This is a genomic window from Micromonospora sp. NBC_01638 (assembly GCF_045209745.1).
Taxonomy (GTDB): Bacteria; Actinomycetota; Actinomycetes; order Mycobacteriales; family Micromonosporaceae; genus Micromonospora.
In genome coordinates, this window is the sequence record NZ_CP109273.1 from 4,513,984 (window position 1) to 4,537,734 (window position 23,751).

General features: G+C 72.2%; 25 protein-coding genes. 13 read left to right on the forward strand and 12 right to left on the reverse strand.

The annotated features are described in order from the left end of the window. Positions 1-117 precede the first annotated feature (117 nt). Positions 118-1,152, reverse strand: a complete 1,035-nt coding sequence (locus OG811_RS21320) for a helix-turn-helix domain-containing protein (protein ID WP_406068167.1) — start codon at positions 1,150-1,152, stop codon at positions 118-120. Positions 1,153-1,161: 9 nt separating this feature from the next. Further along, positions 1,162-1,923: a TetR/AcrR family transcriptional regulator gene (locus OG811_RS21325; RefSeq protein ID WP_406068169.1), complete on the reverse strand. Its 762-nt coding sequence runs from the start codon at positions 1,921-1,923 to the stop codon at positions 1,162-1,164. 81 nt (positions 1,924-2,004) lie between these two features. Here OG811_RS21325 and OG811_RS21330 point away from each other — a divergent pair, with 81 nt between their 5' ends. Next, complete coding sequence (locus OG811_RS21330; protein ID WP_406068171.1) at positions 2,005-3,597, forward strand: MFS transporter; 1,593 nt, start codon at positions 2,005-2,007, stop codon at positions 3,595-3,597. Here the strand turns inward: OG811_RS21330 and OG811_RS21335 are convergent. The 3 genes from OG811_RS21335 to OG811_RS21345 form a co-directional block, all read right to left on the reverse strand. Then, complete coding sequence (locus OG811_RS21335; protein ID WP_406068173.1) at positions 3,587-4,090, reverse strand: hypothetical protein; 504 nt, start codon at positions 4,088-4,090, stop codon at positions 3,587-3,589. The genes OG811_RS21330 and OG811_RS21335 overlap by 11 nt on opposite strands. An 88-nt stretch (positions 4,091-4,178) precedes the next feature. Further along, positions 4,179-5,810, reverse strand: coding sequence for a RecQ family ATP-dependent DNA helicase (locus tag OG811_RS21340; RefSeq protein ID WP_406068175.1), 1,632 nt, complete (start codon positions 5,808-5,810; stop codon positions 4,179-4,181). Between the two features lie 68 nt (positions 5,811-5,878). Further along, positions 5,879-6,004: a hypothetical protein gene (locus OG811_RS21345; RefSeq protein ID WP_255421242.1), complete on the reverse strand. Its 126-nt coding sequence runs from the start codon at positions 6,002-6,004 to the stop codon at positions 5,879-5,881. A 140-nt stretch (positions 6,005-6,144) separates the two neighbouring features. Here OG811_RS21345 and OG811_RS21350 point away from each other — a divergent pair, with 140 nt between their 5' ends. Further along, complete coding sequence (locus OG811_RS21350; RefSeq protein WP_406068176.1) at positions 6,145-7,650, forward strand: glycoside hydrolase family 3 protein; 1,506 nt, start codon at positions 6,145-6,147, stop codon at positions 7,648-7,650. Between the two features lie 56 nt (positions 7,651-7,706). On the opposite strand, the gene OG811_RS21355 is transcribed toward OG811_RS21350, so the two are convergent. Both OG811_RS21355 and OG811_RS21360 read right to left on the reverse strand, forming a co-directional pair. Further along, the gene (locus OG811_RS21355) at positions 7,707-7,994 is read right to left on the reverse strand and encodes a GNAT family N-acetyltransferase (protein ID WP_406068177.1); all 288 of its coding nucleotides are present in this window, start codon (positions 7,992-7,994) and stop codon (positions 7,707-7,709) included. Continuing rightward, positions 7,991-9,217 carry a cysteine desulfurase-like protein gene (locus OG811_RS21360; RefSeq protein WP_406068178.1) on the reverse strand — a complete coding sequence of 409 codons (1,227 nt, stop codon included), beginning with the start codon at positions 9,215-9,217 and terminating at the stop codon, positions 7,991-7,993. The genes OG811_RS21355 and OG811_RS21360 overlap by 4 nt, the downstream gene beginning before the upstream one ends. 95 nt (positions 9,218-9,312) lie before the next feature. Here OG811_RS21360 and OG811_RS21365 point away from each other — a divergent pair, with 95 nt between their 5' ends. The 7 genes from OG811_RS21365 to OG811_RS21395 all read left to right on the forward strand — a co-directional run bounded on the left by OG811_RS21365 (position 9,313) and on the right by OG811_RS21395 (position 13,892). Further along, a complete protein-coding gene (locus OG811_RS21365; protein WP_406068179.1) occupies positions 9,313-9,678 on the forward strand; it encodes a hypothetical protein in 366 nt (121 codons plus the stop codon). A 60-nt stretch (positions 9,679-9,738) separates the two neighbouring features. Continuing rightward, positions 9,739-10,560: a DUF1206 domain-containing protein gene (locus OG811_RS21370; protein WP_406068181.1), complete on the forward strand. Its 822-nt coding sequence runs from the start codon at positions 9,739-9,741 to the stop codon at positions 10,558-10,560. Positions 10,561-10,643: 83 nt separating this feature from the next. Next, entirely contained in the window at positions 10,644-11,831 is a 1,188-nt protein-coding gene (locus OG811_RS21375) for a mechanosensitive ion channel family protein (RefSeq protein WP_406068182.1), read from the forward strand. Positions 11,832-12,292: 461 nt separating this feature from the next. Continuing rightward, complete coding sequence (locus OG811_RS21380) at positions 12,293-12,727, forward strand: phage holin family protein (protein WP_406068183.1); 435 nt, start codon at positions 12,293-12,295, stop codon at positions 12,725-12,727. After that, complete coding sequence (locus tag OG811_RS21385; protein WP_406068185.1) at positions 12,724-13,131, forward strand: DUF3618 domain-containing protein; 408 nt, start codon at positions 12,724-12,726, stop codon at positions 13,129-13,131. Before OG811_RS21380 ends, OG811_RS21385 begins: the two co-directional genes overlap by 4 nt. Further along, positions 13,128-13,400 carry a DUF4235 domain-containing protein gene (locus tag OG811_RS21390; protein ID WP_406068186.1) on the forward strand — a complete coding sequence of 91 codons (273 nt, stop codon included), beginning with the start codon at positions 13,128-13,130 and terminating at the stop codon, positions 13,398-13,400. The genes OG811_RS21385 and OG811_RS21390 overlap by 4 nt, the downstream gene beginning before the upstream one ends. A gap of 288 nt (positions 13,401-13,688) precedes the next feature. Beyond that, positions 13,689-13,892 (forward strand): cold-shock protein, encoded by a 204-nt coding sequence (locus OG811_RS21395; protein ID WP_030338233.1) that lies wholly within the window; start codon positions 13,689-13,691, stop codon positions 13,890-13,892. Positions 13,893-14,023: 131 nt separating this feature from the next. Here OG811_RS21395 and OG811_RS21400 read toward each other — a convergent pair whose 3' ends face one another. Further along, positions 14,024-14,218: a hypothetical protein gene (locus tag OG811_RS21400; protein WP_406068188.1), complete on the reverse strand. Its 195-nt coding sequence runs from the start codon at positions 14,216-14,218 to the stop codon at positions 14,024-14,026. A gap of 88 nt (positions 14,219-14,306) precedes the next feature. Next, positions 14,307-15,290, reverse strand: a complete 984-nt coding sequence (locus tag OG811_RS21405) for an aldo/keto reductase (protein WP_406068189.1) — start codon at positions 15,288-15,290, stop codon at positions 14,307-14,309. An 83-nt stretch (positions 15,291-15,373) separates the two neighbouring features. On the opposite strand from OG811_RS21405, the gene OG811_RS21410 reads away from it, so the two are divergent. Together OG811_RS21410 and OG811_RS21415 are read left to right on the forward strand one after the other, a co-directional pair. Further along, positions 15,374-16,168, forward strand: a complete 795-nt coding sequence (locus tag OG811_RS21410) for a trans-aconitate 2-methyltransferase (RefSeq protein ID WP_406068190.1) — start codon at positions 15,374-15,376, stop codon at positions 16,166-16,168. Then, on the forward strand, positions 16,165-17,190 hold the full coding sequence (locus OG811_RS21415; protein WP_406068191.1) for an adenosine deaminase: 1,026 nt from the start codon (positions 16,165-16,167) through the stop codon (positions 17,188-17,190). The genes OG811_RS21410 and OG811_RS21415 overlap by 4 nt, the downstream gene beginning before the upstream one ends. 249 nt (positions 17,191-17,439) lie before the next feature. Here OG811_RS21415 and OG811_RS21420 read toward each other — a convergent pair whose 3' ends face one another. Continuing rightward, on the reverse strand, positions 17,440-18,843 hold the full coding sequence (locus OG811_RS21420) for an ATP-binding protein (RefSeq protein WP_406068192.1): 1,404 nt from the start codon (positions 18,841-18,843) through the stop codon (positions 17,440-17,442). A 29-nt stretch (positions 18,844-18,872) separates the two neighbouring features. After that, a complete protein-coding gene (locus OG811_RS21425) occupies positions 18,873-19,562 on the reverse strand; it encodes a response regulator transcription factor (protein WP_030489108.1) in 690 nt (229 codons plus the stop codon). Between the two features lie 73 nt (positions 19,563-19,635). On the opposite strand from OG811_RS21425, the gene OG811_RS21430 reads away from it, so the two are divergent. Beyond that, the gene (locus OG811_RS21430) at positions 19,636-20,556 is read left to right on the forward strand and encodes an ADP-ribosylglycohydrolase family protein (protein WP_406068194.1); all 921 of its coding nucleotides are present in this window, start codon (positions 19,636-19,638) and stop codon (positions 20,554-20,556) included. 102 nt (positions 20,557-20,658) lie between these two features. Here OG811_RS21430 and OG811_RS21435 read toward each other — a convergent pair whose 3' ends face one another. Then, the gene (locus tag OG811_RS21435; RefSeq protein ID WP_406068195.1) at positions 20,659-21,549 is read right to left on the reverse strand and encodes a DUF1775 domain-containing protein; all 891 of its coding nucleotides are present in this window, start codon (positions 21,547-21,549) and stop codon (positions 20,659-20,661) included. Between the two features lie 188 nt (positions 21,550-21,737). Here OG811_RS21435 and thrS point away from each other — a divergent pair, with 188 nt between their 5' ends. After that, a complete protein-coding gene (thrS, locus tag OG811_RS21440; RefSeq protein WP_406068196.1) occupies positions 21,738-23,747 on the forward strand; it encodes a threonine--tRNA ligase in 2,010 nt (669 codons plus the stop codon). Positions 23,748-23,751 lie beyond the last annotated feature (4 nt).

Genomic DNA, 23,751 nt, shown 5'->3' on the forward strand with positions numbered 1-23,751 from the left:
TGTGACCGGGGCCCACCGGGCGGCCGCCCGCCGCGAGCGCGGCGGGCGCCTCGCCACGGCCCCCGTTGGCGGGCCGCCGTGGGCCCGCTGTGCGGGCGACGGTCGGCCACGTTGGGGTCAGTCTGCCCCCAACGAGTTGACCATGGACGCCGCGCGGTTGACGATCCGCGTCGGATCCGAGCCGCCGTCGCGATGCTCCTGTGGGCTCATCCCGTACGCCGCCCGGAACACCCGGCTGAAATGGGCCTTGTCGGGAAACCCCCAGCGCGCCGCGATGGCCTGCACGGGCTGGTTGCGCAGCGCCGGGTCGGACAGGTCGCGCCGGCATCGGGTCAGCCGCAGCTCCCTGATGTAGGACGCTGCCGTGGTGTCCTCGTCCTCGAACAACCGGTGCAGCGACCGCACCGAGATGTGGTGGGCGTCGGCGAGGACCTGTGGGCTGAGCGTCGCCTCGCCGAGGTGCCGGTGGACGTACGCCTGCACCTGTGTGAGCAGTGCCCGTCGGCGGACCTCGGTGGGCACCGCGTCCTCGGCGACCAGGTGCCGGCCGAGCATGGTGGTGGCCAGGTCGAGTCCCACGGAGCCGAGCCGGCTGGCGTCGGCGGCGTGGTACTGCTCGGGGTGCCCGGTCACCTGTGTCAGGAACTGCGCCAACAGCGCGCCGACCCCCTCGCTGCCGGACAGTCGGCCGCCGTAGAGCGTGGCCATCCGCTGTGGCGGCAGTGGCAGTGCGGCGTGCGGGATCATCGTGATGATCGAGGTGGCCTGGACCCGCTCCGGATCGGTCGCCTGGTGGCCGACGTTGTGCGGCCGGGACGCGTCGTAGAAGGTGAACTCGCCGGAGCGGATCTCGCTGCATCGGCCGTCCTGGCTGGACGTGCCGACGCCGCCGGTGGTGAGGGCGAGCACGTACAGCTCCGGGTCCGACTGGCGGATCAGCTTGGCGGTCCGGGTGGCATCCAGCGACGGGTAGTGGTAATTGGCCAGCTGGATTGGGCCGAGGTCGAGGAAGCCGGCCCGGGCGGCGAAGTCGTCGGCGTGCGCGGACTGGATCCGCATCGGCGCCGAGGTGCGCGCGACAAGGTCCAGCCACATCCCGAACCGCTCCCGGGGTGGCAGGATGGTGGTGTCGATGGTGTCCTTCGGCAGCATCCGGCTCCCTCAACCCGCTCGGCGCTGGATCAGGGCCTCGATGCCGTCGAGGATCCGGTCCAGGCCGAAGGTGAACTCGTCGTCGGGGTCGTCGTCCTGGCTGAGCACTCCGGAGGTCAGCACCCGGTGCAGCGCCGGGAAACGGGCCGGGTCGATCAACCGGGCCACCATCCGACCGTACGCCGGCATCATCTCACCCGGCGCGACGCCGGCCGCCCGGCTGGCCTCGACGACCTGTGACGTGAGGGTGGCCTCGTTGCGGGTGTAGCCGGTGATCAGCAGCAGCACTGACATCTTCTCGCCCTCGGCGAGCGCGGTGCCGTCGAGGCAGCGCAGCCCGTCCTCCATCCAGCCGAGCTGCTGCGGGGTGATGGGCGGGCCGGTGATCGGCATGTGCAGTAGCCAGGATCGTTGCCGCAGCACGTCGTGCTGGGCCCAGGCCCACCGGCTCAGCCCGGCGCGCCAGTCGTCCTCTGGCGGGGGCGGACCGGGCGACGGGCCGTACCCGGTGTCCACCATGAGCATCAGCAGCTCGTCCTTCGAGCCGACGTAGCGGTAGAGGGCCATGGTGGCGGCGCCCAGTTCCTTGGCCACCCGGCTCATCGAGACGGCCGCCAGCCCGTCGGCGTCGGCCACTCGGACGGCCGCGTCCACGATGGTCTGCACGCTCATCCCCGGCCGCGGGCCCTTGGGTGGCCGTTCCCGCAGCCCCCAGGCGCTCTCGATGGCCGGCGGGAGCACGGGCCCGCTGTCGTCTGTCTTCGCCGCCACTTTTCCTCCTTGCTTCGTCATCCTAGTTCTGCGTATGGTCTACGCATAACAGCGTACGTCATACGCAGAAAGGAAATGATCATGACGACGATGACCACCACACCGGTGCCACGGGCGGGCCGACGGGAGTGGATCGGGTTCACGGTGCTGATGCTGCCGCTGCTCCTGGTCTCGATGGACGTGTCGGTGCTCTACTTCGCCGTCCCGTTCATCAGTGCGGAACTGCGCCCCACCGGTGCCCAGCAACTCTGGATCTTCGACATCTACGGCTTCGTGCTGGCCGGGCTGCTCATCACCATGGGCGCTCTGGGCGACCGGATCGGCCGACGCCGGCTCCTGCTGATCGGCGCCACCGCGTTCGGGGCGGCGTCCCTGCTGGCCGCGTACGCCGACAGCGCACCGACGCTGATCGCCGCACGCGCCGTGCTCGGCGTCGGTGGGGCCACCCTGATGCCGTCCACCCTTGCCCTGGTGCGCAACATGTTCCACGACGCCAAGCAGCGCGGCACCGCGATCGGCATCTGGACCGCCACGCTCACCGGCGGCATCGCGATCGGCCCGGTGCTCAGCGGCATCCTGCTGGAGCACTTCTGGTGGGGCTCGATCTTCCTGATCAACATCCCGGCGATGCTCATGCTGCTCCTGCTCGCGCCGATCCTGGTGCCCGAGTTCCGCAACCCGGCGACCGGGCGGTTCGACCTGATCAGCGCGGCGCTGTCCCTCGGCGCGCTGCTGCCGGTGATCTACGGCATCAAGGAGATGGCCCGCGACGGTCTCAGCCCGGTGCGGCTGCTCGCCATCGTCGCCGGCCTGCTGGTGGGCGCGCTGTTCCTGCTCCGGCAGCGGACCCGGGCGTACCCGATGATCGATCTTGGGTTGTTCCGTCGCCCCGGCTTCGCCGGGTCGCTCGCGGTCAACCTGCTGGCGATGTTCGCGCTGGTCGGCTTCGCCATCTTCACCACCCAGCACCTCCAGTTGGTGCTCGGTCTGAGCCCGCTGCGGGCGGCACTGTGGAGCCTCGTGCCGTCGCTGGCGGTGGGCGGCATCGCGCCGGCCGCCGCCGCGCTCGCCCAGCGCGTCGAACGGGCGTACCTGATCGGCGCGGGTTTCGGGATCGCCGTGCTCGGCTTCGCGGTCCTGACCCGGGTCACACCGGAGACGCCGCTGTGGCTGCTGCTCGTCGGCGCCAGCGTCTACGCGGGTGGCCTGGTAATGGTGATGTCACTCGTCACCGAGTTGGTCCTCGGCGCGGCGCCGCCCGAGCAGGCCGGTGTCGCCTCGGCGCTGGCCGAGTCCAGCAGCGAACTGGGCGGCGCGCTGGGGATGGCGATCCTCGGCAGCGTGGGCGCGGCGATCTACCGCCGCGAGATCCTCGACGGCCTGCCGGCCGGGTTGCCCGCGGACACCGGCGACGCGGCCCGGGAGACCCTGGGGGGTGCGCTCGCGGTGGCGCAGGGGCTGCCGGCGGATCTGGCCGACGCGGTGCTGCACGCCGCCCGGGTCGCGTTCACCGACGGGCTGCACCTCGCCGCGATCGCCGCCATGGTGGCGATGCTGCTGGGCGCGGTAACCGCGCTGGTCACGCTACGCGGCGTCCGGCCGGCCGATTCGGCGGCGCTGGCTGCCGAACCGACCGGTCCGGCCGGTACGTCGTTGTCGTCCGTCAGTCGATGAGCACGTGCGCGAGGCGGTCGCGGAAGCGCCGCTCGGAGTCGCTGACGGACTCGCCGCCGATGCCCAGCAGCCCACCGCTGGACGCGGCGCCCACCACCTGCTCGGCGATCTTCACGAGCCAGTGCTTGTACGCGCCGGCCTCGCCCTCGTCGACCCGCGCGGCCAGCAACGCGGCGGCCTCGCCGGCCCGCAGCAGCACGTCGTCGATGTACGCCCGGGGGTCGGCGGGCGCGATGGCCGGCAGCTCCTCGCCGGTGTCCGGGTCACCGACCCGGGTCACGATCTCGCCGGCCACGGCGGCGACCAGCGGGCTGGCCGACTCCCGGCCGGCGCCGATGGTTTCCAACCCGGCTGCGGTCTCCGCCATGGTCCGGCGGGTGCCGTCGGACTCGGCGGCGCTCGCCGCGGTCAGAACCGACTGCGGCAGGCCGACCAGCAGCCCCCACTCCCCATCGGAGAAACCGAATCCGGTGTACGCCGGCTGCTCGATCACGGCAATGCCCCTTCCGCCCTGCTCTGCTTGGTCAATCGGTGCCCTGCTCGGTCGATCCACCGGGACCCACGCCGGCGCCCGGGTCAGGCTAGTCCAGGGTCAGCAGGCCCTGTTCGGACACCACGCGCACCGACAACGTCTTGTACCCGACCTCATCGAAGAGAACCGTCATCTTGTCCTCCTCGTACCCCAGCACCATGCCGTGCCCCCACTCCGGGTGCCGCACCTGGCTGTGCACCGGGAACGGCCCGACGGCGCCCTGGTCGGCGACGCTGGTGCCGGCGTGGCAGCTGTCGCAGTGCCCGCAGACCTCGGTCATCTGCTCGCCGAAGTAGGCCAGCAGGGTCTGCCCCCGGCAGGCGTGGGTCTCGGCGAAGGCCCGCATCATGTCGGTGCGGGACCGGGTCACCGTCTGCTGCCGCTCCGCCTCGGCCAGCGCCGCCGCAGCGGCGTCCACCGGCGTGGGGGAGTAGCGGGGAGCGCCGATGCGCTGCCGGGCGCGCGGCTCGGCGGCGCCGGTCTGCTCCAGCAGGGAGAGGTACTGACCCAGCTTGCGCGGCCCGAGGCCGGTGGTCTCCCGCAGTTCGGTCCTGGTGGCCGGCTTGCGGCGCAGCAGCGCCGCCAGGTCACGCAGCTCGTCGGAGTCCGGCAGGCCGCCGCTGAAGAACCGTTGCAGGCCCACGTCCTCGGCCCGCCAGAGCAGCAGCACCCGGGCCGGCTGCCCGTCACGCCCGGCCCGGCCGATCTCCTGGAAGTAGCTGTCCGGCGAGTCGGGCAGCGCCATGTGCACCACCCAGGCGATGTTCGGCTTGTCGATGCCCATGCCGAACGCCGAGGTCGCGACCATGATGGGGACCTGGTCGGCGAGGAACGCCTCGTGCAGCTCGGCGCGGGCGCCGGCCGGCATTCCGCCGTGGTAGAACTGCGCCGGGAGGCCGGCGTCGGTCAACCTCGTGGCCAGCTCCTCGGCGGCGCGGCGGGTCGGCACGTAGATGATCCCCGGCTGCCCCTCGTCGCGCAGCAGCGTCATCAGGCGCCGCCACCGGTAGTCCTCGTCGGGGCAGTGCGCCACCTCGAGGAACAGGTTGCTCCGGTCCAGCCCGGAGACCACCACCTCCGGCTCGTGCAGGCGCAGTCGGGCGATGATGTCATCGCGTACCGGCGGGGACGCGGTGGCGGTCAGCGCCACCACCGGCGGCCGGCCGATGCCCTCGATCAGGTGCCCGAGCGCCAGGTAGTCGGGGCGGAAGTCGTGCCCCCAGGCCGAGATGCAGTGCGCCTCGTCGATCGCCACCAGCGCCGGCTTCAGCGCGGCGACCTCCGCCATCCGGTCGGGGTTGGCCAGCTGCTCCGGGGTGATGAACAGGAACTCCGCCCGGCCCTCGCGGATCTCGGTGATCGCCTCGGCCTGTTGGGTGGGCGACTCGTTCGAGCTGATCCGCACCGCCCGCAGCTCGGGGCGCTGGCGTTCGTTGAGGGCCGCGATCTGGTCCTGCTGAAGGGCCAGCAGTGGGGAGATCACCACGGTGGGGCCGGGGATCAGGCTGGCCGGAATCTGGTAGATGGCCGACTTGCCGGCACCGGTGGGCAGCACCACCAGGGCGTCACGTCGCTTCATCACCGCGCGCATGGCGGCCAGTTGGTTGGGCCGCAGCGCCTTCCAGCCGAAGAGGCTAAGGGCCGCGCGGCGCAACGTCATCGAATGCGTGGACAGTTTCATCGAGAGCCGGGGGTACCCGAGCCCATGACCGCCGAAACTCATTCGGACGATCACCCCCGGGTGGCTGGTCAGCGCCGACCGAACATCGCCCGGATCGCGGCGAGCAGCAGCAGGGCGCCGACCACCAGGCCGAGCAGGCGTACGCCGGGGATGTCGGCCGGGCTCGTCGCGTCGGCCAGCAGGGCGGGGTCCATCCCCGCACTCTCCCGGGATGCGGGCCGCCGGGCAACTGTAAGGTTTATTGACTATTGAATCTCCCGGTGTGACCATGGCAGGACCGCCTGCCGGTGGCGGTGCGCCGAGGGCGCGCGAGAGATGGGGGTACGGGGGCCGCATGAGCGAGCGCAACCAGCGGGTTGACAGCGGGCACCTTCCGGCGCTCGCCGCCGCCGTCCTGCAACCCGGGTTCGTCGGCACCACGCCGCCACCGTGGGTGTGCCGTTGGCTCGGCGAGGGCCTCGGCTCGGTGGTGCTCTTCGCCCGCAACGTCGTCGACTCCGCGCAGGTGGCGGCGCTCACCGCGACGCTGCGCGCCGAGCGGCCGGACGTCATCGTGGCGATCGACGAGGAGGCCGGAGACGTCACCCGGCTCGAGTCGGTCCACGGCAGCTCCCGGCCCGGCAACCTCGCCCTCGGCGCGGTCGACGACCCGGAGCTGACCGAGGCGGTCGCCCGAGACCTCGGTGTCGAGCTGGCCGCGGCGGGGGTGACCCTCAACTACGCCCCGGACGCCGACGTCAACTCCAACGCGGACAACCCGGTGATCGGCGTCCGCTCGTTCGGTGCCGACCCGGCGCTGGTCGCGAGGCACACCGCCGCCTGGGTCCGCGGGCTCCAGGCCGGCGGCGTCGCGGCCTGCGCCAAGCACTTCCCCGGGCACGGCGACACCCGCGTCGACTCACACCACGACCTGCCCCGGATCACCGCCGACCGGGACCGGCTGGACGCCTGCGAGCTGGCTCCGTTCCGGGCCGCCGTGGCCGCCGGGGTGCAGGCCGTGATGACCGGCCACCTGCTGGTGCCCGCGCTCGACCCGCAGCTGCCGGCCACGCTGAGCCAGCGCATCCTGGGTGGGCTGCTCCGCGACGAGATGGGCTTCTCCGGCGTGGTGGTGACCGACGCGGTGGAGATGCGCGCGGTCGCCGACCGGTACGGCTTCGCCGGGGCGGCGGTCCGCGCCCTCGCCGCCGGAGCCGACGCGATCTGCATCGGCGGGGAACGAGCCGACGAGCAGGCGGCCCGCGAGCTGCGCGACGCCATCGTGGCCGCCGTCGTCTCCGGTGAGCTGCCCGAGGAACGCCTCGCCGAAGCGGCCAAGCGCGTCGGTCAACTCGCCGCCTGGACGGTGGCCGCCCGCACCGCCGGGTCGGCCGGAACGCGCGGTGCCGCCGATGTCGGGCTGGTCGCCGCCCGCCGGGCCGTTCGGGTCACCGCCGCCGGGACCGCGACGGTCGCGCTGCCGCTGACCCGCGCGGCGCACGTCGTCGAGTTCGAGCCGCTGCGCAACATCGCCATCGGCGCGGAAACCCCGTGGGGCATCGGCGCGCCACTAGGGGAGCTGCTGCCCGGCACGAGCACGGTCCGCTACGCCGAACCCGACGTGCCGGCCGACCCGGGCGTTGGGGCGGGCGCCCGCCCACTGGTCCTGGTGGTCCGTGACCTGCACCGGCACGACTGGATGCGCGCCGCCGTGCAACGCGCGTTGGTCGCCCGGCCGGACGCGGTCGTGGTCGAGCTGGGCGTGCCCGAACTGGTCACCGGAGCGGTGCACCTGGCCACCCACGGCGCCACCCGGGCCAGTGGGTGGGCCGCCGCCGAGGTGCTGACCGGCGTCCGTTGAGCTGAGCTGACGGGCCGGCGCTGTTCGACCGGCCGGCGCTGTTCGACCGGCCGGCGTTACGGGAGGTGGGCGACCAGGTCGGCGTACTCGGGGTGCTTGTCGATGAACGCGGCCATGAAGGGGCACTGCGGCACCACCTTCGTGCCACGGGCGCGGACCTGGTCCAGGGTGCCCCGAATCAGCGTGCCGCCCACGCCCTTGCCCTGAAATCCCCGGTCCACCTCGGTGTGGGTGAAGACCAGGATCTCCCCGCGCACCAGGTACGCGGTGAAACCGGCCAGCGCGTCGTCGACCAGGATCTCGAAGCGGTGCTTCGCCGGGTTGTCCTCGACCAGGTTGCTCATCCGGCCATTCTCCCCGCGGCGTCGGTCAGCGCGTCCAGTTCGCCGAGCAACCGGTCCACCTCGTCGGCGGTGTTGTAGTGGTAGATGCTGGCCCGCACCGCGCCGCCGCTGTCGCGCAGACCCATCATCTGGAAGTACTCGTAGGCGTAGTAGTCGCCGACGGAGAGGCAGAACCCGGCAGCGCCCAACGCCTCCTGGGTGGCCGCCGGTGACATCCCGGCGACCCGGAACGACACCGTCGGGCAGCGCCGGGCCGGCGAGCCGTAGACGGTGATCGCGGACCGCTCCGCGAACCCGGCGAGCAGCCGGTCCAAAAGTGCCTCCTCGTGCGCCTGGGCGGCGGCCAGCCCCGCGCGCAACCGCGCCTGCCGGTCCCCTACCGCGTCCGGGTCCAGCCCCGCCAGGTGATCCACCGCGGCGGTCACACCGGCCAGCAGTGGGAAGCTCGGGGTGCCGTACTCGAACCGCTCCGGCACCCCGTCGGAGGACGGCACCAGCTTCGCCGGGCGCAGCGCCGCCCACCGGGCCGGGTCGGCCACCATCGCCGCCAGGTGCGGCCCGGACCACTTGTACGCGCTGGTGACCAGGACGTCGGCGCCCAGCGAGGCCAGGTCGGTCGGCCCGTGCGGCACCGAGTGCACGCCGTCGACGCAGACCAGAGCGCCGACGGCGTGCGCGGTCTTGGCGATCGCCGGCACGTCCGGCATGGTGCCGATGGCGTTGCTGCCGGCGGTCACCGCGACCAGCCGGGTCCGCTCACCGACCAGGTCCGCGTACTGGGCTGCGGGCAGCTCACCGGTGTGCCGGTCCACCTCGGCCCAGCGCACCGTCGCGCCGGCCGCCTCGGCCGCCTGCACCCATGGCCGCACGTTCGCGTCGTGGTCGAGCCGGGAGACCACCACCTCGTCACCCGGACGCCAGCTCGCGCCGAGCGTGCGGGCCAGGGTGTACGTCAGCGCGGTCGCGCTCGGCCCCAGCACCACCCCGGCCGGGTCGGCGCCGAGCAGGTCGGCCACCGCCGAGCGGGCCTCGGCCACCAGCTCCAACGACCGGCGACCCGGTACGAAGGCGGCGCTGCGGTTGCCGACCGCCGTACGCATGGCATCGGTGACCGCGTCGATCACACCGGCCGCGGTCTGGGTGCCCCCGGCCCCGTCGAAGTGGACGAAGCCCTCGGCCAGGGCGGGATAGGCGGCCCGGGTGCGGGCGACGTCGAACGGCATGTCGCCGACCCTAGCCGGTGCTCCTCGTGCCCTGGTCGGCAGCCAGTGGATCACCGTTTGGCCGGACCGTCGCCGACGTCTCTATTCTTGGCGAGGTGACGAACCGACCCGCCACCATGCCCATTCCGCCCATTCGTCGCGCCGCCGGTCTGTTCGCCGGTCTGGCGCTCGGCCTCGCCGTGCTCGCCGGTTGCAGTTCGCAGGGCGCCTCCACCGACTGCGGGCTGGACGCCTGCACGGTCACCTTCGAGCGGGGTGTCGAAGCGAGCGCCACCATCCTGGGCGTCGAGGCCAAGCTGGTCGGCGCGGAGGGTGACCAGGTGACCATCGAGGTCGCCGGTGAGCAGCTCAGCCTCACCACCGGCCAGGAGGCCGCCGAGGCCGGGGGCTTCGCGGTCACCCTGGACAGCGTGACCGACCAGCAGGTCAAGATCCGCGTATCGCGCAACCCGGGTAGCTGACCTGGGCGGGGCGGCGGTGGCCGACGTTTGGGAATCTTCCGAATCGGAGATTGTGACGCCATGTCACTCACCCGTAGCGCCGAAGCCACCGCCTCCCGAACGGCGGACAGCCGATGGCTGGAACTCCTCGCCCGGGCCGGCTTCATCGGCTACGGCATCGTCCACCTTCTCTTCGCCTGGTTGGCGTTGCAGATCGCGTTCGGCACGTCGTCCGACGACGGCGACCAGTCCGGCGCGCTGCGTACCCTCTCCGAACAGCCCCTGGGTAAGTTCCTGGTCATCGCCACCGCGGTCGGTCTGCTCGCGATGGCGATCTGGCAGGCGCTGGAGGCGGCGGTCGGGCACCGCGCCGAACGGGGCAAGGAGCGGGTCACCGAGCGGCTCGCCTCGGCCGGCCGGACTGTCGTCTACCTCTACTTCGCCTGGACCGCCTTCAAGGTCTTCAAGGACGTCGGGTCGAACAGCGCTGACCAGCAGGAGGCGTTGACCGGCAAGCTGATGAACTCCAGCGGGGGTCGCTGGCTGGTCGGCCTGGCCGGGCTGGTGCTCGCCGCGATCGGCGTCGGCCTGGTCATCTACGGCATCCTCAAGAAGTTCGAGAAGCACCTGAAGACCGGCGAGATGAGCCCGAAGACCCACAAGCTGGCCCGCCGCCTCGGCATCGCCGGATACACCGCCAAGGGCGTCGCGTACGGCATCACCGGTCTGCTGGTCATCGTGGCGGCCGTGAACTACGACCCGAAGAAGGCCCGTGGTCTGGACGCCGCGCTGCACACGCTGCGCGAGCAGTCGTACGGCACGTTCCTGCTGACCCTGGTCGCCCTCGGCATCGCCGCCTTCGGCGTCTACTGCTTCCTCCAGTCCCGGTACCGCAAGGTCTGAGCTGGTCGGTTCCGGGGACGTCGGGCACTCTTGGGCTTTTGCCCGGAGTGCCCGACGTGTGGTCGAAGGGAAGCATCGAAGCCGTGCAGAGTTACCTCGAAACGGCTGTCGTCGCGCTCGTCGCGGCGGCGGTCGCCCTGTTCCTGGTCGAGGTCGTCCACCGGCTGACCCGGCGGTTCGGCCGCCGGTCGACGCTGATGACCGAGCTGACCGATCACGCGCACCGGCCGCTCCAGGTCGCCGGCACGGTCGTCGCCGTGCAGTTCGCCGTCCGCTTCAACACCGGGTACGCGGTCGGTGAGAGCTGGCGGCAGCAGTTTCTGCACCTGCTCGTCCTCGGCGTCATCGCCACCACCGCCTGGCTGGTCGCCTCCCTGTTGGTCGTCGTGGAGGACACCGCGCTGGCCCGGTTCCGGGTCGACGTGCCGGACAATCGGCACGCCCGGCGGGTACGGACCCAGGTGGTGATGCTGCGCCGACTGACCATCGCGGTGATCGTCATCCTGACCGTCGGGGTGATGCTGATGACGTTCCCGAGCGTGCGTGGCATCGGCGCCGGGGTGCTGACCTCGGCCGGTGTGGTCGGTGTGGTGGCCGCGCTCGCCGCGCAGAGCCTGCTCGGCAACGTCTTCGCCGGCCTCCAACTCGCCTTCAGCGACGCCGTCCGGCTCGACGACGTGGTCGTCGTCGAGGGGGAGTGGGGTCGGATCGAGGAGCTGACCCTCAGCTACGTCGTCGTGCAGATCTGGGACGACCGGCGGTTGATCCTGCCCACCTCGTACTTCACCAGCAAACCGTTCCAGAACTGGACCCGGACCGAGGCGGCAGTGCTCGGTACCGCCGAGTTCGACGTGGACTGGGCGGTGCCGGTGCAGACCATGCGCGAGGAGCTGCGCCGCCTCGTCGAGGGCACCGAGCTGTGGGACGGGCGGGTCTGCGTCCTGCAGGTCACCGACGCCACCGGCGGGACGGTCCGGATGCGCGCGCTGGTCAGCGCCGCCGACGCGGGCAGTCTGTGGGACCTGCGCTGCCTCGTCCGGGAGCACCTGGTCGCCTGGATCCGGGACAACCGCCCGACCGCGATGCCCCGGATGCGTACCGAGCTGGGCGACGCCAGCAGCAACCTGCCCTGGCAGTGGGTGCAGCCGAGGCGGCCGACGCGCCGCGCAACCGACACGGAGGCCGCCGACGGCGCGCGCGTCTTCGGCGGCAGCGACGACGGCGACGCCCGCAGCGAAGCCTTCGTAGGCCCCGAAGAACCCCGCCCCTAACCACCCCCCTGCCCCCTCCCCTGCCCCACCCCCCGCCCCCTCCCCCTCCCCCCACCCCCTTTCCTCGTCGATCTAGGGCATATCGTCGCGATTGGAGATCCATTAGCAGCGATATGCCCTAGATCGACGAGGACAGGGTCGACGAGGACAGGGTCGGCGAGGACAGGGTCGGCGAGGACAGGGTCGGCGAGGGGAGGGTCGGCGAGGGAAGGGGGTGGGGGCAGAGGGGGAGGGGTGGACGAGGGGAGCAGGGGGCGGCGGGGCGCGGGGGCGGACGGGGGTTTGGTTGGGAGGTTTGGTCGGGCTTGGGTGGGGGATGTGCTGCCGGACATCTCTGGCGTGATCGGGGCGCCGGCGGCGCGGCGTCCGGTCAACGGGGACGGTGAGCTGCTCGGCGCGTCTTAGGATTGACGGGCGGCGACTCCGGGCATACAGCGCGGTGATGAGGAAAGGAGGACAGCATGGCTGACGTGGCGAACGCCCGCACATCCCAGAACGGGAGCGAGCCCTCCACCGCCGAGCTGGTGCAGCGAGCCACCGAGCAGGTCTCCCGCCTCGTACGGGACGAACTGGCGCTGGCCCGGGCGGAGTTGACCCAGAAGGGCAAGCACGCCGGCATCGGGATCGGCCTGTTCGGCGGCGGCGGGGCACTGGCGTTCTACGGCCTGGGAGCGCTGGTCGTCACGGCTATCCTGCTGCTCGACCTGGTGCTGCCCGCCTGGGCCGCCGCGCTGATCGTGGCGGTGGCGCTCTTCCTGGTGGCCGGCGTCCTCGCCCTGGTGGGCAAGAAGCAGGTCAGCCGTGCGGTCCCACCGGTGCCGGCGGCCACGGTCCGGAGCCTCCGGGCCGACGTGGACACCGTCACCGCCGCGGTGAAGGACAGGGGACGGTCATGACGGGCAACGGGACCGGCGACATGGAGGCGCTCCGCGAGGAGATCCGTCGCACCCGCGTCGAGTTGGGCGAGACGGTGGAGGCGTTGGCCGCCAAGGCCGACGTCAAGGCGCGCCTGAAGGTGTCCGCCGGGCAGGCGAAGGAGCGGATGCGCGAGCAGGCGGCGCAGACCGTCGCCCGGGTCCGCGGGCAGGCCGCGCGTGGCGCCGAAATGGCGCGGGCGCAGGCGCACGAAAAGGGCGAGCTGGTGCGGGCGCAGGCGCACGAGAAGGGCGAGTTGGTGCGCGCGCAGGCGCACGACAAGAGCGAGTTGATGCGACGCAACCCGGTGCCGTGGGCGACGATCGCCGCGGGTGCGGTGGCCGCCGTGGTGGTGCTGATGATCGTTCGGGGGAGGCGTAGGTGAGCAAGAGCATCGGCAGGGTCGCGTACCGGCCGGTCGGCGTGTTGTTGGGTATCGCCGCAGGCGCGGTGGCTGGCGCGATCTTCCGGCAGGTCTGGAAGGTCACCGCAGGCGACGGTGAGGCGCCCAGCGCGGTCGACGAGGATCGCCGCTGGGGCGAGATCCTGGCCGCCGCGGCGTTGCAGGGGGCGATCTTCGCGGTCGTCCGGGCTGCCGTGGACCGGGGCAGCGCGGTCGGCGTCCGCCGGATGACCGGCCGCTGGCCGGACTGACCACACAGCGACTTCAGCCCCCTTCCCGCATCGATGGGAAGGGGGCTTTCGCGTGGCATCGGACGCCGCCCAGTGGGCCAGAGGCATCCGTCAGGTCACATGTCGGAGAAATTCGTCGGAGAGGTCGTGACAGACTTTTTGCGTCCGTGATTTGCTGGTCCCCGCTGTTGCGAGATGGCGTGGGTTGAGAGAAGTCTCCTTCGTGGGGCCGCCTCAGGCACCGCTGCTCGAAAACGGCCAATCGGCCGCACGGCGTGCACGGCCACCAGTTTTTAGAGGGAGATACACATGGCTCAGGGAACCGTGAAGTGGTTCAACGCTGACAAGGGCTTCGGCTTCATCACCGTCGATGGTGGGGGTGCTGACGTGTTCGTCCACTTCTCGGCCATCCAGACCAGCGGCTACCGCTCGCTGGAGGAGAACCAGCGGGTGGAGTTCGAGATCGCTCAGGGTCAGAAGGGCCCGCAGGCTGAGCAGGTCCGTCCCATCTGAGCACGATGGCCGGCCCCCGCCGGCCAGTGGGACGATCCGGCCAGGGTCGTTGTGAAGCCCCGCATCCCTTGAAGGGATGCGGGGCTTTCTACAGGTCCGGGCCGGCTCGGGACCCACGGCGGGCCGACTGGTCAGCGTCGGCGGCGTGAACGCAGGCCGAGCCCGAGCACCACCAGCCCGGCCAGCGCCACGAGCGGACCGAGCACCGCCCAGATCTTCTCGTCGGTCATCACGCTGCCGCTGACGTAGCCGAGGCCCTGGACCGTCCACACCGCACCGATCACGACGGCCAACAGGCCGAGGGTGAGCGAAAGCCAACCCCTCATCGCGTCCCCTTTCCGCCGCCCGGGGCGGCGCGTCGCCCTTCAGCATCGTCGGCTGGGCAGCGCCACGCGAGCACCCCGGGTGCGCGGGTCACCATCGGTCGTGCACCTGCGGGCGGATCAGCTCGTCGTAGATCTCGCGTACGGCGGCCAACTGGCCGTCGCTGAGCGGCGACAGGGCCGCTGTGGCGGCGTTGCGCCGGGCCTGGTCGGCGTCGCGGGCGCCGGGGATGACGACGGTGACGCCCGACTGGTCCAGCACCCAGCGCAGCGCGAACTGCGCCATCGTGCGGTCCTCGTCGACCAGCGGAGCCAACCGGCGTACGGCGGCCAGGCCCCGCTCGAAGTCGACCCCGGAGAACGTCTCCCCGACGTCGAAGGACGCGCCGTGCCGGTTGAAGTTGCGGTGGTCGTCGGCGGGGAACTCGGTGTGCTCGTCGTACCGGCCGGAGAGCAGGCCGCTGGCCAGCGGCACCCGGGCGATGATGCCGACACCGGCCGCCGCGGCGGCCGGCAGGACACGCTCCAGCGGCTTGTGGCGGACCGCGTTGAGGATGATCTGGACGCTCGCCACCCCCGGTCGGGTGATCGCGGTGAGGGCCTGGTCGCAGGTCTCGACGCTGACGCCGTACCCGGCGATGGCCTTCTCGGCGACGAGGGTGTCGAGGCCGTCGAAGACCTCGTCGGAGGAGAAGACGGCGGTGGGCGGGCAGTGCAGCTGGACCAGGTCCAGGGTGTCCATTCCCAGGTTGGCCCGGGACCTGTCGGTCCACTGCCGGAAGTTGGCCAGGGTGTACGCCTCCGGCTGCTGCTCGACGCGGCGGCCCATCTTGGTGGCGACGGTCAGCCCGGCGTCGGGTCGGGAGCGCCGGAAGCGGCCGATGAGTTGCTCGCTGCGGCCGTCGCCGTACACGTCGGCGGTGTCGAGGAAGGTGACCCCGGAGTCCACGGCGGCGGCGAGCACCGCCATCGCGTCGGCCTCGCTGACGGTGCCCCAGTCCGCGCCGAGTTGCCAGGCGCCCAGGCCGACCGCGCCGACGGTCCGGCCGAGCCGGTTGAAGCTGCGCTGTTCCATGCCCCGAGCCTAGTGATCGGGTTGTCACCCGGCCAGGCGAGCCGTACCTTGAACAAGACGGACGTACGGTTTAGGAGGCGGCGATGTGGGATCCGACGACCTACCTGCGCTTCGGTGACGAGCGATCCCGACCGTTTTACGACCTGGTCGCGCGGATCCCGGCCGAGCGGCCCCGGGCCGTGGTCGACCTCGGCTGCGGCCCCGGTCAGCTCACCGCCACCCTCGCCGAGCGCTGGCCGATGAGCCGGGTGCTCGGCCTGGACTCCTCGCCCGAGATGATCGACCGGGCCGCAGCCCTGGGGGCTCCCGTCGACTTCGCGGTCACCGACCTGCGCGACTGGCGCCCGGCCGGCGACGAGGACGTGGTGGTCAGCAACGCGGCGCTGCAGTGGGTTCCCGGCCACCAGGAGCTGCTGCGCCGCTGGGCCGCCGAGCTGCCCGCTGGCGCCTGGCTCGGCATGCAGGTCCCCGGCAACTTCGCCGCCCCGTCGCATCGCGCCCTGCGCGAGGTCGCCGGCCGGCCCGCCTGGCGCGCCGAGGTCGCCCCACTGCTGCGCGCGGACCCGGTCGACGACCCGGCCGACTACGCGGCGCTGCTGACCGCCGCCGGCTGCGCGGTGGACGCCTGGGAGACTACCTACGTGCACCTGCTGCCGGCTCGGCCGGCCGCCGAGCACCCGGTGCTGGCCTGGATGGAGGGCACGGCGCTGCGCCCGGTCCGGGCCGCGCTGGACGCCGCCGGCTGGTCCGCCTTCCGATCCGAGCTGGGGGTACGCCTCGCCGCCGAGTACCCGGTGCGGCAGGGTCAGGTGTACTTCCCGTTCCGCCGCGTTTTCGTCGTCGCCCGCACCGGCGACCGTGCCCAGGAGAACCCGTGACCGACCTGCCCACCTTCATCGCCGGCCTGCCCAAGGTGGAGCTGCACGTGCACCACGTCGGCTCCGCCTCGCCTCGGATCGTCGCCGAGCTGGCCGCCCGGCACGAGGGACGCACCCCCGTGCCGGCCGACCCGGAGGCGCTCGCCACCTACTTCGAGTTCCGCGACTTCGCGCACTTCATCGAGGTCTACCTGAGCGTGGTGGACCTCATCCGCGACCCGGAGGACGTCTGGATCCTCACCCACGAGGTGGCCCGGGAGCTGGCTCGCCAACAGGTCCGGTATGCGGAACTGACCATCACCCCGTACTCGCACGTACGGCGCGGCATCCCCGCACCGGCGTTCTGCGAGGCGATCGAGGACGCCCGCAAGCGCGCCCTGGCCGACTTCGGCATCGAACTGCGCTGGTGCTTCGACATCCCCGGTGAGGCGGGCCTGCCGGCAGCCGAGGAGACGCTGCGCATCGCCGTGGAGGAGCGCCCGGACGGGTTGATCAGCTTCGGTCTGGGCGGCCCGGAGATCGGCGTACCCCGGCCGCAGTTCCGGCCCTACTTCGACCAGGCCCGCGCCGCCGGGCTGCGCTCGGCGCCGCACGCGGGGGAAACCACCGGGCCGCAGACGATCTGGGACGCGCTGAACGAGTTGGGCGCCGAGCGGATCGGGCACGGCATCTCCGCTGCGCAGGACCCGGAGCTGCTCGCGTACCTGGCCGAGCGGCAGATCGGAATGGAGATCTGCCCGACGTCGAACGTGCGGACCCGGGCGGTGGCCACCATCGACGAGCACCCGCTGCCCCGACTGGTCGAGGCCGGGCTGCTGGTCACCATCAACTCCGACGACCCGCCGATGTTCGGCACGACCCTCAATGACGAGTACGCGGTGGCGGCCCGTCTGCTCGGGGCCGGTCCCGAGGGCCTGGCCGGGTTGGCCCGCAACGCGGTGACCGCGTCCTTCCTCGACCCCGCCGGAAAGCAGCGGATCACGGCCGAGATCAACGCCTACCTCGCCACCACCGCCGGCTGAGCTGATCGGCCGCTCGGGACGCGGCTGAGCTGGTCGGTGAGCAGGGCGCGCGGCGGGAGCGTGGGTGTGGGGGGACCTGAGACTCCCGCCGCGCGCGCGGCTCCACCAGCCGTGGATGCGTGGTGCGCTCGACCGGTGGAACTGGTGGGTTCGTGCTCTGATCCTGTCAGTCCGCAGCCGATCCAACGCGATCGTTAATCGCGATCTAAGGAAGACTTGCGCCGGCGCACAGCCCGGGGTCGGCCCGGGTCAGTCGTCGGTGGGGCGCTGGCGCGGCCAGCGACGTCCGCTGGCCTTCGTGTCCCGTGCGTCGCGTGCCATCCGGCCGACCAGACCGAAGCGGCTGACCTGCCGGGGTGTCGCCTCCGGGTCGGCGAGCAGCATCACCACGCTGGCCCCGCCCAGCCGGGCGCGGTCGATGCTCACCGAGCCGTTGGCCTGCAACGCCACCCGCTTGGCGATGTCCAGGCCGAGCCCCGTCGAACCCTGGTCGCTGGTCCCCCGACGCAGGGCCCGGTCGGGGTTGGCGATGCCGGGGCCGGCGTCGTCGATCCGGATCGCCACGTAACCGTCCCGCCGGGACACGGCGACCTCGAACGCGGTGCCCTGCGGGGTGTAGCGGAAGACGTTGCCGATCACCGCGTCCAGCGCGGCGGCCAACTCGGCCCGCGGCACCGGCACCGGGATGCGCAGCTGGGCGCCGTTCACCCGGTGCGGCCGGTTCTGGTCGCCGGCCAGCGCGGCCCAGAACACCATCCGGTCGCGGACCACCTCGCTGACGTCGCACATGGCCGGCCCGGCCTCGTGGGCCACCGACTTGCGGGTGGTCTTGATGAGCACGTCGATCTCACCCTCCAGGGTGACGATCGCCTGCCGGATCCGCCGGATGCCGCGGAGCCGGTCCAGCTCGGCCGGGCTGAACGAACCCACGCTGGTGTCGTCGGACTCCAACGCCTCCGCGTCCAACCGCAGCACCGTCAACGGGGTACGCAGACGATGCGACAGGTCGGCCACCAGCTCCCGCTCGTCGGTGCGGGCCGCGTCCAGCCGGTCGGCCATCCGGTTGAAGGCGTACCCGGCCTCGGCCAGCTCGCGGGGGCCGGTCGGCTCGATGCGTACGCCCAGGTCGCCGTCGCCGATGGAGAGCGCGGCCTTGACCAGACCCCGGGTCGAGTCCACCGCGCGGGCGGCGACCCGGTCGACCACCAGCACCGCCGCACCGGCCATCGCCGCGCCGACCGCGAACAGCAGCAGCCACGTGCCGCCAGCACCCTCGCCCAGCGTCGAATCCGGAAGGAACACCTCGACCACGGCCGTCCGGTCACCGAGGACGACCGGGTCGAGTCGAACCACTCCGCCGTCGACGTCGACGACGTGCGACCGTCGGTCGGCACGAGCCCGGTCCAGGTCGCTGCCGCTGGCCCGACCGACGGATTCGTCCAGCCCCAGCCCGTGCACCACCGGTCGGGTCGGTGCACCCTCGGCGCTGGCGACCACGGCACGCTCGACGACCACCGGGTCGGTGCTCACCGCCAGCGCGCCGGTCACCAGCGCGCTGCGCCTGGCCGCGTCGGCGATCGCCTCGTCCCGGCTCTGCTCACGCAGGCTGAGCCCGAGCGGTATCAGGAACGCGAGCGCGACGAGACTGCACATGCCGGCCGTGAGCAGGGCCAGCGCCGTCCTCAGTCCGGTGCCACCAGCCGGAACCCGACCCCCCGCACGGTGCGCAGGTAGCGCGGCTTCGCCGCGGACTCGCCCATCTTTCTGCGGAGCCAGTACAGGTGAACGTCGATGGTCTGATCCTCGCCGACCGATGGTTGCCGCCATACCTCCTCCAAAAGTTCCCGGCGGGACACTACCCGCCCGGGTCGCGCGGCGAGATACGCCAGCAGATCGAATTCCTTGCGGGTCAGCGCCAGCGGCTCCCCGTCGAGCTGGGCGCTGCGCTCGCCCACGTCCACCCGTAGCCCGCCGACGCTGTGCACCGCCGGCTGCACCGTCCGGCTGGCCCGGCCGGCCCGACGCAGCACGGTGGTGATCCGCGCGTCCAGGTGCGCCCCGGTGAACGGCTTGACCATGTAGTCGTCGGCGCCCGCGCGCAGCAGCTTGACCACCGACTGTTCGTCGTCCCGGGCGGTGGCGATGATGATCGGGACATCGGTGATGCCGCGCAGCATCCGCAGCGCGTCCGAGCCGTCCAGGTCGGGCAGACCGAGGTCAAGGACCACCAGGTCGGGTGTCTCCGCGGCGACCCGACGCAGGGCATCCAACGCCGTGCCCACGGCGTGCACGGCATGCCCCCGGTCGGTGAGGGACCGCAGCATCGCGCCGCGTACGACGTGATCGTCTTCGACCAGGAGCACGGAGGCCACGACAAGACCGTACTTGGCCTGGCAAGTTGATCGCGTTGCGACGTGCGTGGCAAGCGGGCAAGCTAGTACGACGATGTCGTTCACCCTGTTCGCCGATGCCCGCCTGGCGCTCGCCCGGGACAGCCTCGCCGGTCTCTCCACCGGCGACGCGCTCGGCGCGCAGTATTTTCTGTCCGGATCGGCACCCGCGGAGCTCGACGTGGACGCACTGCCACCGGCGCCCTGGGAGTGGACCGACGACACCGAGATGGCCTGCTCGGTCCTCGCCGAGCTGGCCGACTCCGGCGGCATCGACCGGGACCGGCTGGCCCTGGCCTTCGCCGAGCGTTGCGCCCCGCGACGGGGGTATGGCGCCGGCGCGATGCTGATCCTGCGGCTGATCCGCACGGGCACCCCGTGGCCGCTGGCCGCCGCGTCCGCCTTTGACGGTCAGGGCTCCTGCGGCAATGGCGCGGCGATGCGGGTCGGCCCGTTGGGTGCGTACTTCGCCGACTCGACCGCGCGTGCCGCGGCCCAGGCCCACGCCTCAGCCGAGGTGACGCATGCGCACCCGGAGGGGATCGCGGGTGCTGTCGCGGTGGCTGTTGCCGCCGCGATGGCCGCCCGGGCCCGCCTCGACGGGCACCGGCCGGCCCCGGAGCGGTTGCTCGCCGGGATCGCCGCCGCGCTCGACCCGGGCACCGAGGTACACCGAAGCGTGAGCCGGGCGGCCGGGCTGCTCGGTCGGCCGTTGCCCCGGGTGGTGGCGGCGCTCGGCAACGGCTCCCGGGTGACCGCCCAGGACACCGTCGGGTTCACCCTCTGGGTGGCAGCGACCCACCTCGACGACTATCCGGCGGCGATCCGGACGTGCGTGCGGGCTGGCGGGGACGTGGACACCACGGCCGCCATCGCCGGGGCGGTGGTCGCGGCGTACACCGGCGTCGGCACTCCCGGCGGGGTGCCCGAGCCGTGGCTGTCCGCCCGCGAGCCGCTACCCGACTGGACGCCCTGATCACCTGCTGCGGCCTCGCCGGGCCAGCCTCCGCTGGGCCGCCGCGTGGGAGACCCCTGGCGGTGGGACCAGGCGGTGTTGGTGTGGGGGCGTGGGGGCGGCTCAGCCGGTGCGGGCCGGGGCGGCGACCGCGACCGGCTCCGCGTCGGCGGGCGCTGGCCTGACCGGGCTCCCCGTCGTCGGTCCGGCTTCCGTCGGTTCGTCCGCATCGCCGGTCACCTCGGAGAGCGCCGTGGCCTCGGCTGGGTCGCGCCGGCGCCAGCGGCTGACCAGCCAGCCGATCGCCGCGCCGCCGCCCAACCCGGCCAGCAGCCCGGCGGCCAGCATCCCGTCGGCGCTGCCGGACTTCTCGTCGGCGCCGCCCGCCGCCACGCCGTCGGCATTGGTGTCCGGAGCGGCTGGCGCCCCGGCAGCCGGGGCGCCGTGGCCGACGTGCCCGACCGGTCCCGCCGCGCCAGCGGCCGCCGGGAGCAGGGTGAGCACCGGGGCCCGGTGCGCGCCGTCGGCGTCCGCCCAGCGGATCACCGTGCCGTCGGCGTACGTCTGGACGACCTCGAAGGCGAGTCGCTCCGCCTGCGGCAGTGGGCCCATGGACAGCGCCAGCCGGGCCGGGCCGGGCGGGCTCTCGCCGACCCGGACCCAGGTCACCGCGGTGGTCACCGTGCTCACCCCGGTGGAGTGGATGCCGGCCATCGGACGATCCAGCGTACGAGAGCTGATCTTGGGTGCCCAGCCGTCGACCGACATCGGGTAGACCTCGGCGATCGGCGCGTTGGCCGGCAACTTGACCTCGATCTGGCGGGTCTTTGTGCCGGCACGCTCCTCCGGCACGGTGAACTCCAGGCGTACGGCGTCGCCCTGCCGAGCCTCGGTCGGGGTCATCGGCACGTCCGCCGCGTACGCCGAACCGGGCCAGAGCAGCAGCCCGGCGGCGGTCAGCGCGGTCACCGCCGCGATCCGCCTCCGGCGCCCACCGCCGTGCGTGCTCGCCATCTTGTGCCCCCATCCGTGTCGACGCGACCGGCACCGGTTCCGGCCACACCTGGTAGTTCGGCTCCGGGGCGCGAAAGGTTCAACGTCGGCCGTCAGGAAGGTGCCCTTCCCGACCGTGGGTGGGTGGACCGATAGCATCGGCAGGAGCCGAGGATCGGCATCGTTTCGTACTGCTTGGAGGAGTCACCGTGTCAGCACCCCGTACCCCTGCCGTGGCCGACCCCGTCGTCGTCGCCGCCGGGACCACGGCGGCCGACGCGGTGGTCGCGGCCGGACTGCCCGCGAACGGCCCCAAGGCGATCGTGGTGGTCCGCGACCCGTCAGGTCAGCTGCGCGACCTGGACTGGGCGCCGGCCGAGGAGACCGTCGTCGAGCCGGTCAGTTTGGACTCGCCCGACGGGCTCAACGTGCTGCGCCACTCCACCGCGCACGTGCTCGCCCAGGCCGTGCAGGACGTCTTTCCCGAGGCCAAGCTGGGCATCGGCCCGCCGATCGAGAACGGCTTCTACTACGACTTCGACGTCGACAAGCCGTTTCAGCCCGATGACCTCAGCAAGCTCGAGAAGCGCATGCAGGAGATCATCAAGTCCGGGCAGCGGTTCCGCCGCCGCCGCTTCGGCAGCCTCGACGAGGCGCGCTCCGAGCTGGCCGACGAGCCGTTCAAGCTGGAGTTGATCGAGGTCAAGGGTGAGGGCCTGGACACCAACGAGGTGATGGAGGTGGGCGGCGGCGAGCTGACCATCTACGACAACCTCGACGCCAAGGAGGACAAGGTCTGCTGGTCGGACCTGTGCCGGGGGCCGCACCTGCCGACCACCCGGCTGATCGGCGCGTTCAAGCTGATGCGCTCGGCCGCCGCGTACTGGCGGGGGTCGGAGAAGAACCCGCAGCTCCAGCGGGTGTACGGCACGGCGTGGCCGACCCGCGATGAACTCAAGGCGTACCTGAAGCTGTTGGAGGAGGCCGCCCGGCGCGACCACCGCAAGCTCGGCGCGGACCTGGACCTGTTCAGCTTTCCCGACGAGATCGGCTCCGGCCTGGCGGTCTTCCACCCCAAGGGCGGCATCATCCGCCGGGAGATGGAGGACTACTCGCGGCGCCGGCACGAGGAAGCGGGGTACGAGTTCGTCAACACCCCGCACATCAGCAAGGCGCAGCTCTTCCACACCTCCGGGCACCTGCCGTACTACGCGGACACCATGTTCCCGCCGATGCAGCTCGAAGGCGCGGAGTACTACCTCAAGGCCATGAACTGCCCGATGCACAACCTGATCTTCAGGTCGCGCGGGCGGTCCTACCGGGAGCTGCCGCTGCGGATGTTCGAGTTCGGCACGGTCTACCGCTACGAGAAGTCCGGCGTGGTGCACGGCCTGACCCGGGTTCGCGGTCTGACCCAGGACGACTCGCACATCTACTGCACCCGGGAGCAGATGGCCGGCGAGCTGTCCACGCTGCTCAGCTTCGTGCTGGACCTGCTGCGCGACTACGGGCTGGACGACTTCTACCTGGAGCTGTCGACCCGGGACGACTCGCCCAAGTTCATCGGCGCCGACGAGGACTGGGCGGAGGCGACCGAGGCGCTGCGGACCGCTGCCGCGACCTCCGGGCTGGAGCTCGTGCCCGACCCGGGGGGCGCGGCGTTCTACGGGCCGAAGATCTCCGTGCAGGCCCGCGACGCGATCGGCCGGACCTGGCAGATGTCCACCATCCAGGTCGACTTCAACCAGCCGGCACGGTTCGGGCTGGAGTACCAGGCTGCCGACGGCACCCGGCAGCAGCCCGTGATGATCCACCGGGCGTTGTTCGGGTCGATCGAGCGGTTCTTCGGGGTGCTCACCGAGCACTACGCGGGCGCGTTCCCGGCGTGGCTGGCCCCGGTACAGGTGGTGGGCATCCCGATTCGCGAGGACCACACCGACTATCTGCACGGTTTCGTCGCGGCGCTGCGCGCCGAGGGGATCCGGGCCCAGGTGGACGCGGGTGACGACCGGATGCAGAAGAAGATCCGTACGGCTCAGCAGCAGAAGATCCCGTTCATGGTGATCGCCGGTGACGATGACGTGGCGGCCGGCACGGTCTCCTTCCGCTACCGCGACGGCTCCCAGCGCAACGGGGTGCCGATCGCCGAGGCGGTGACCCACATCCTGGACGTGGTCAGCTCGCGGACCAACATCGGCCCCTCGGCCGCCGTGGAGTAGCGGC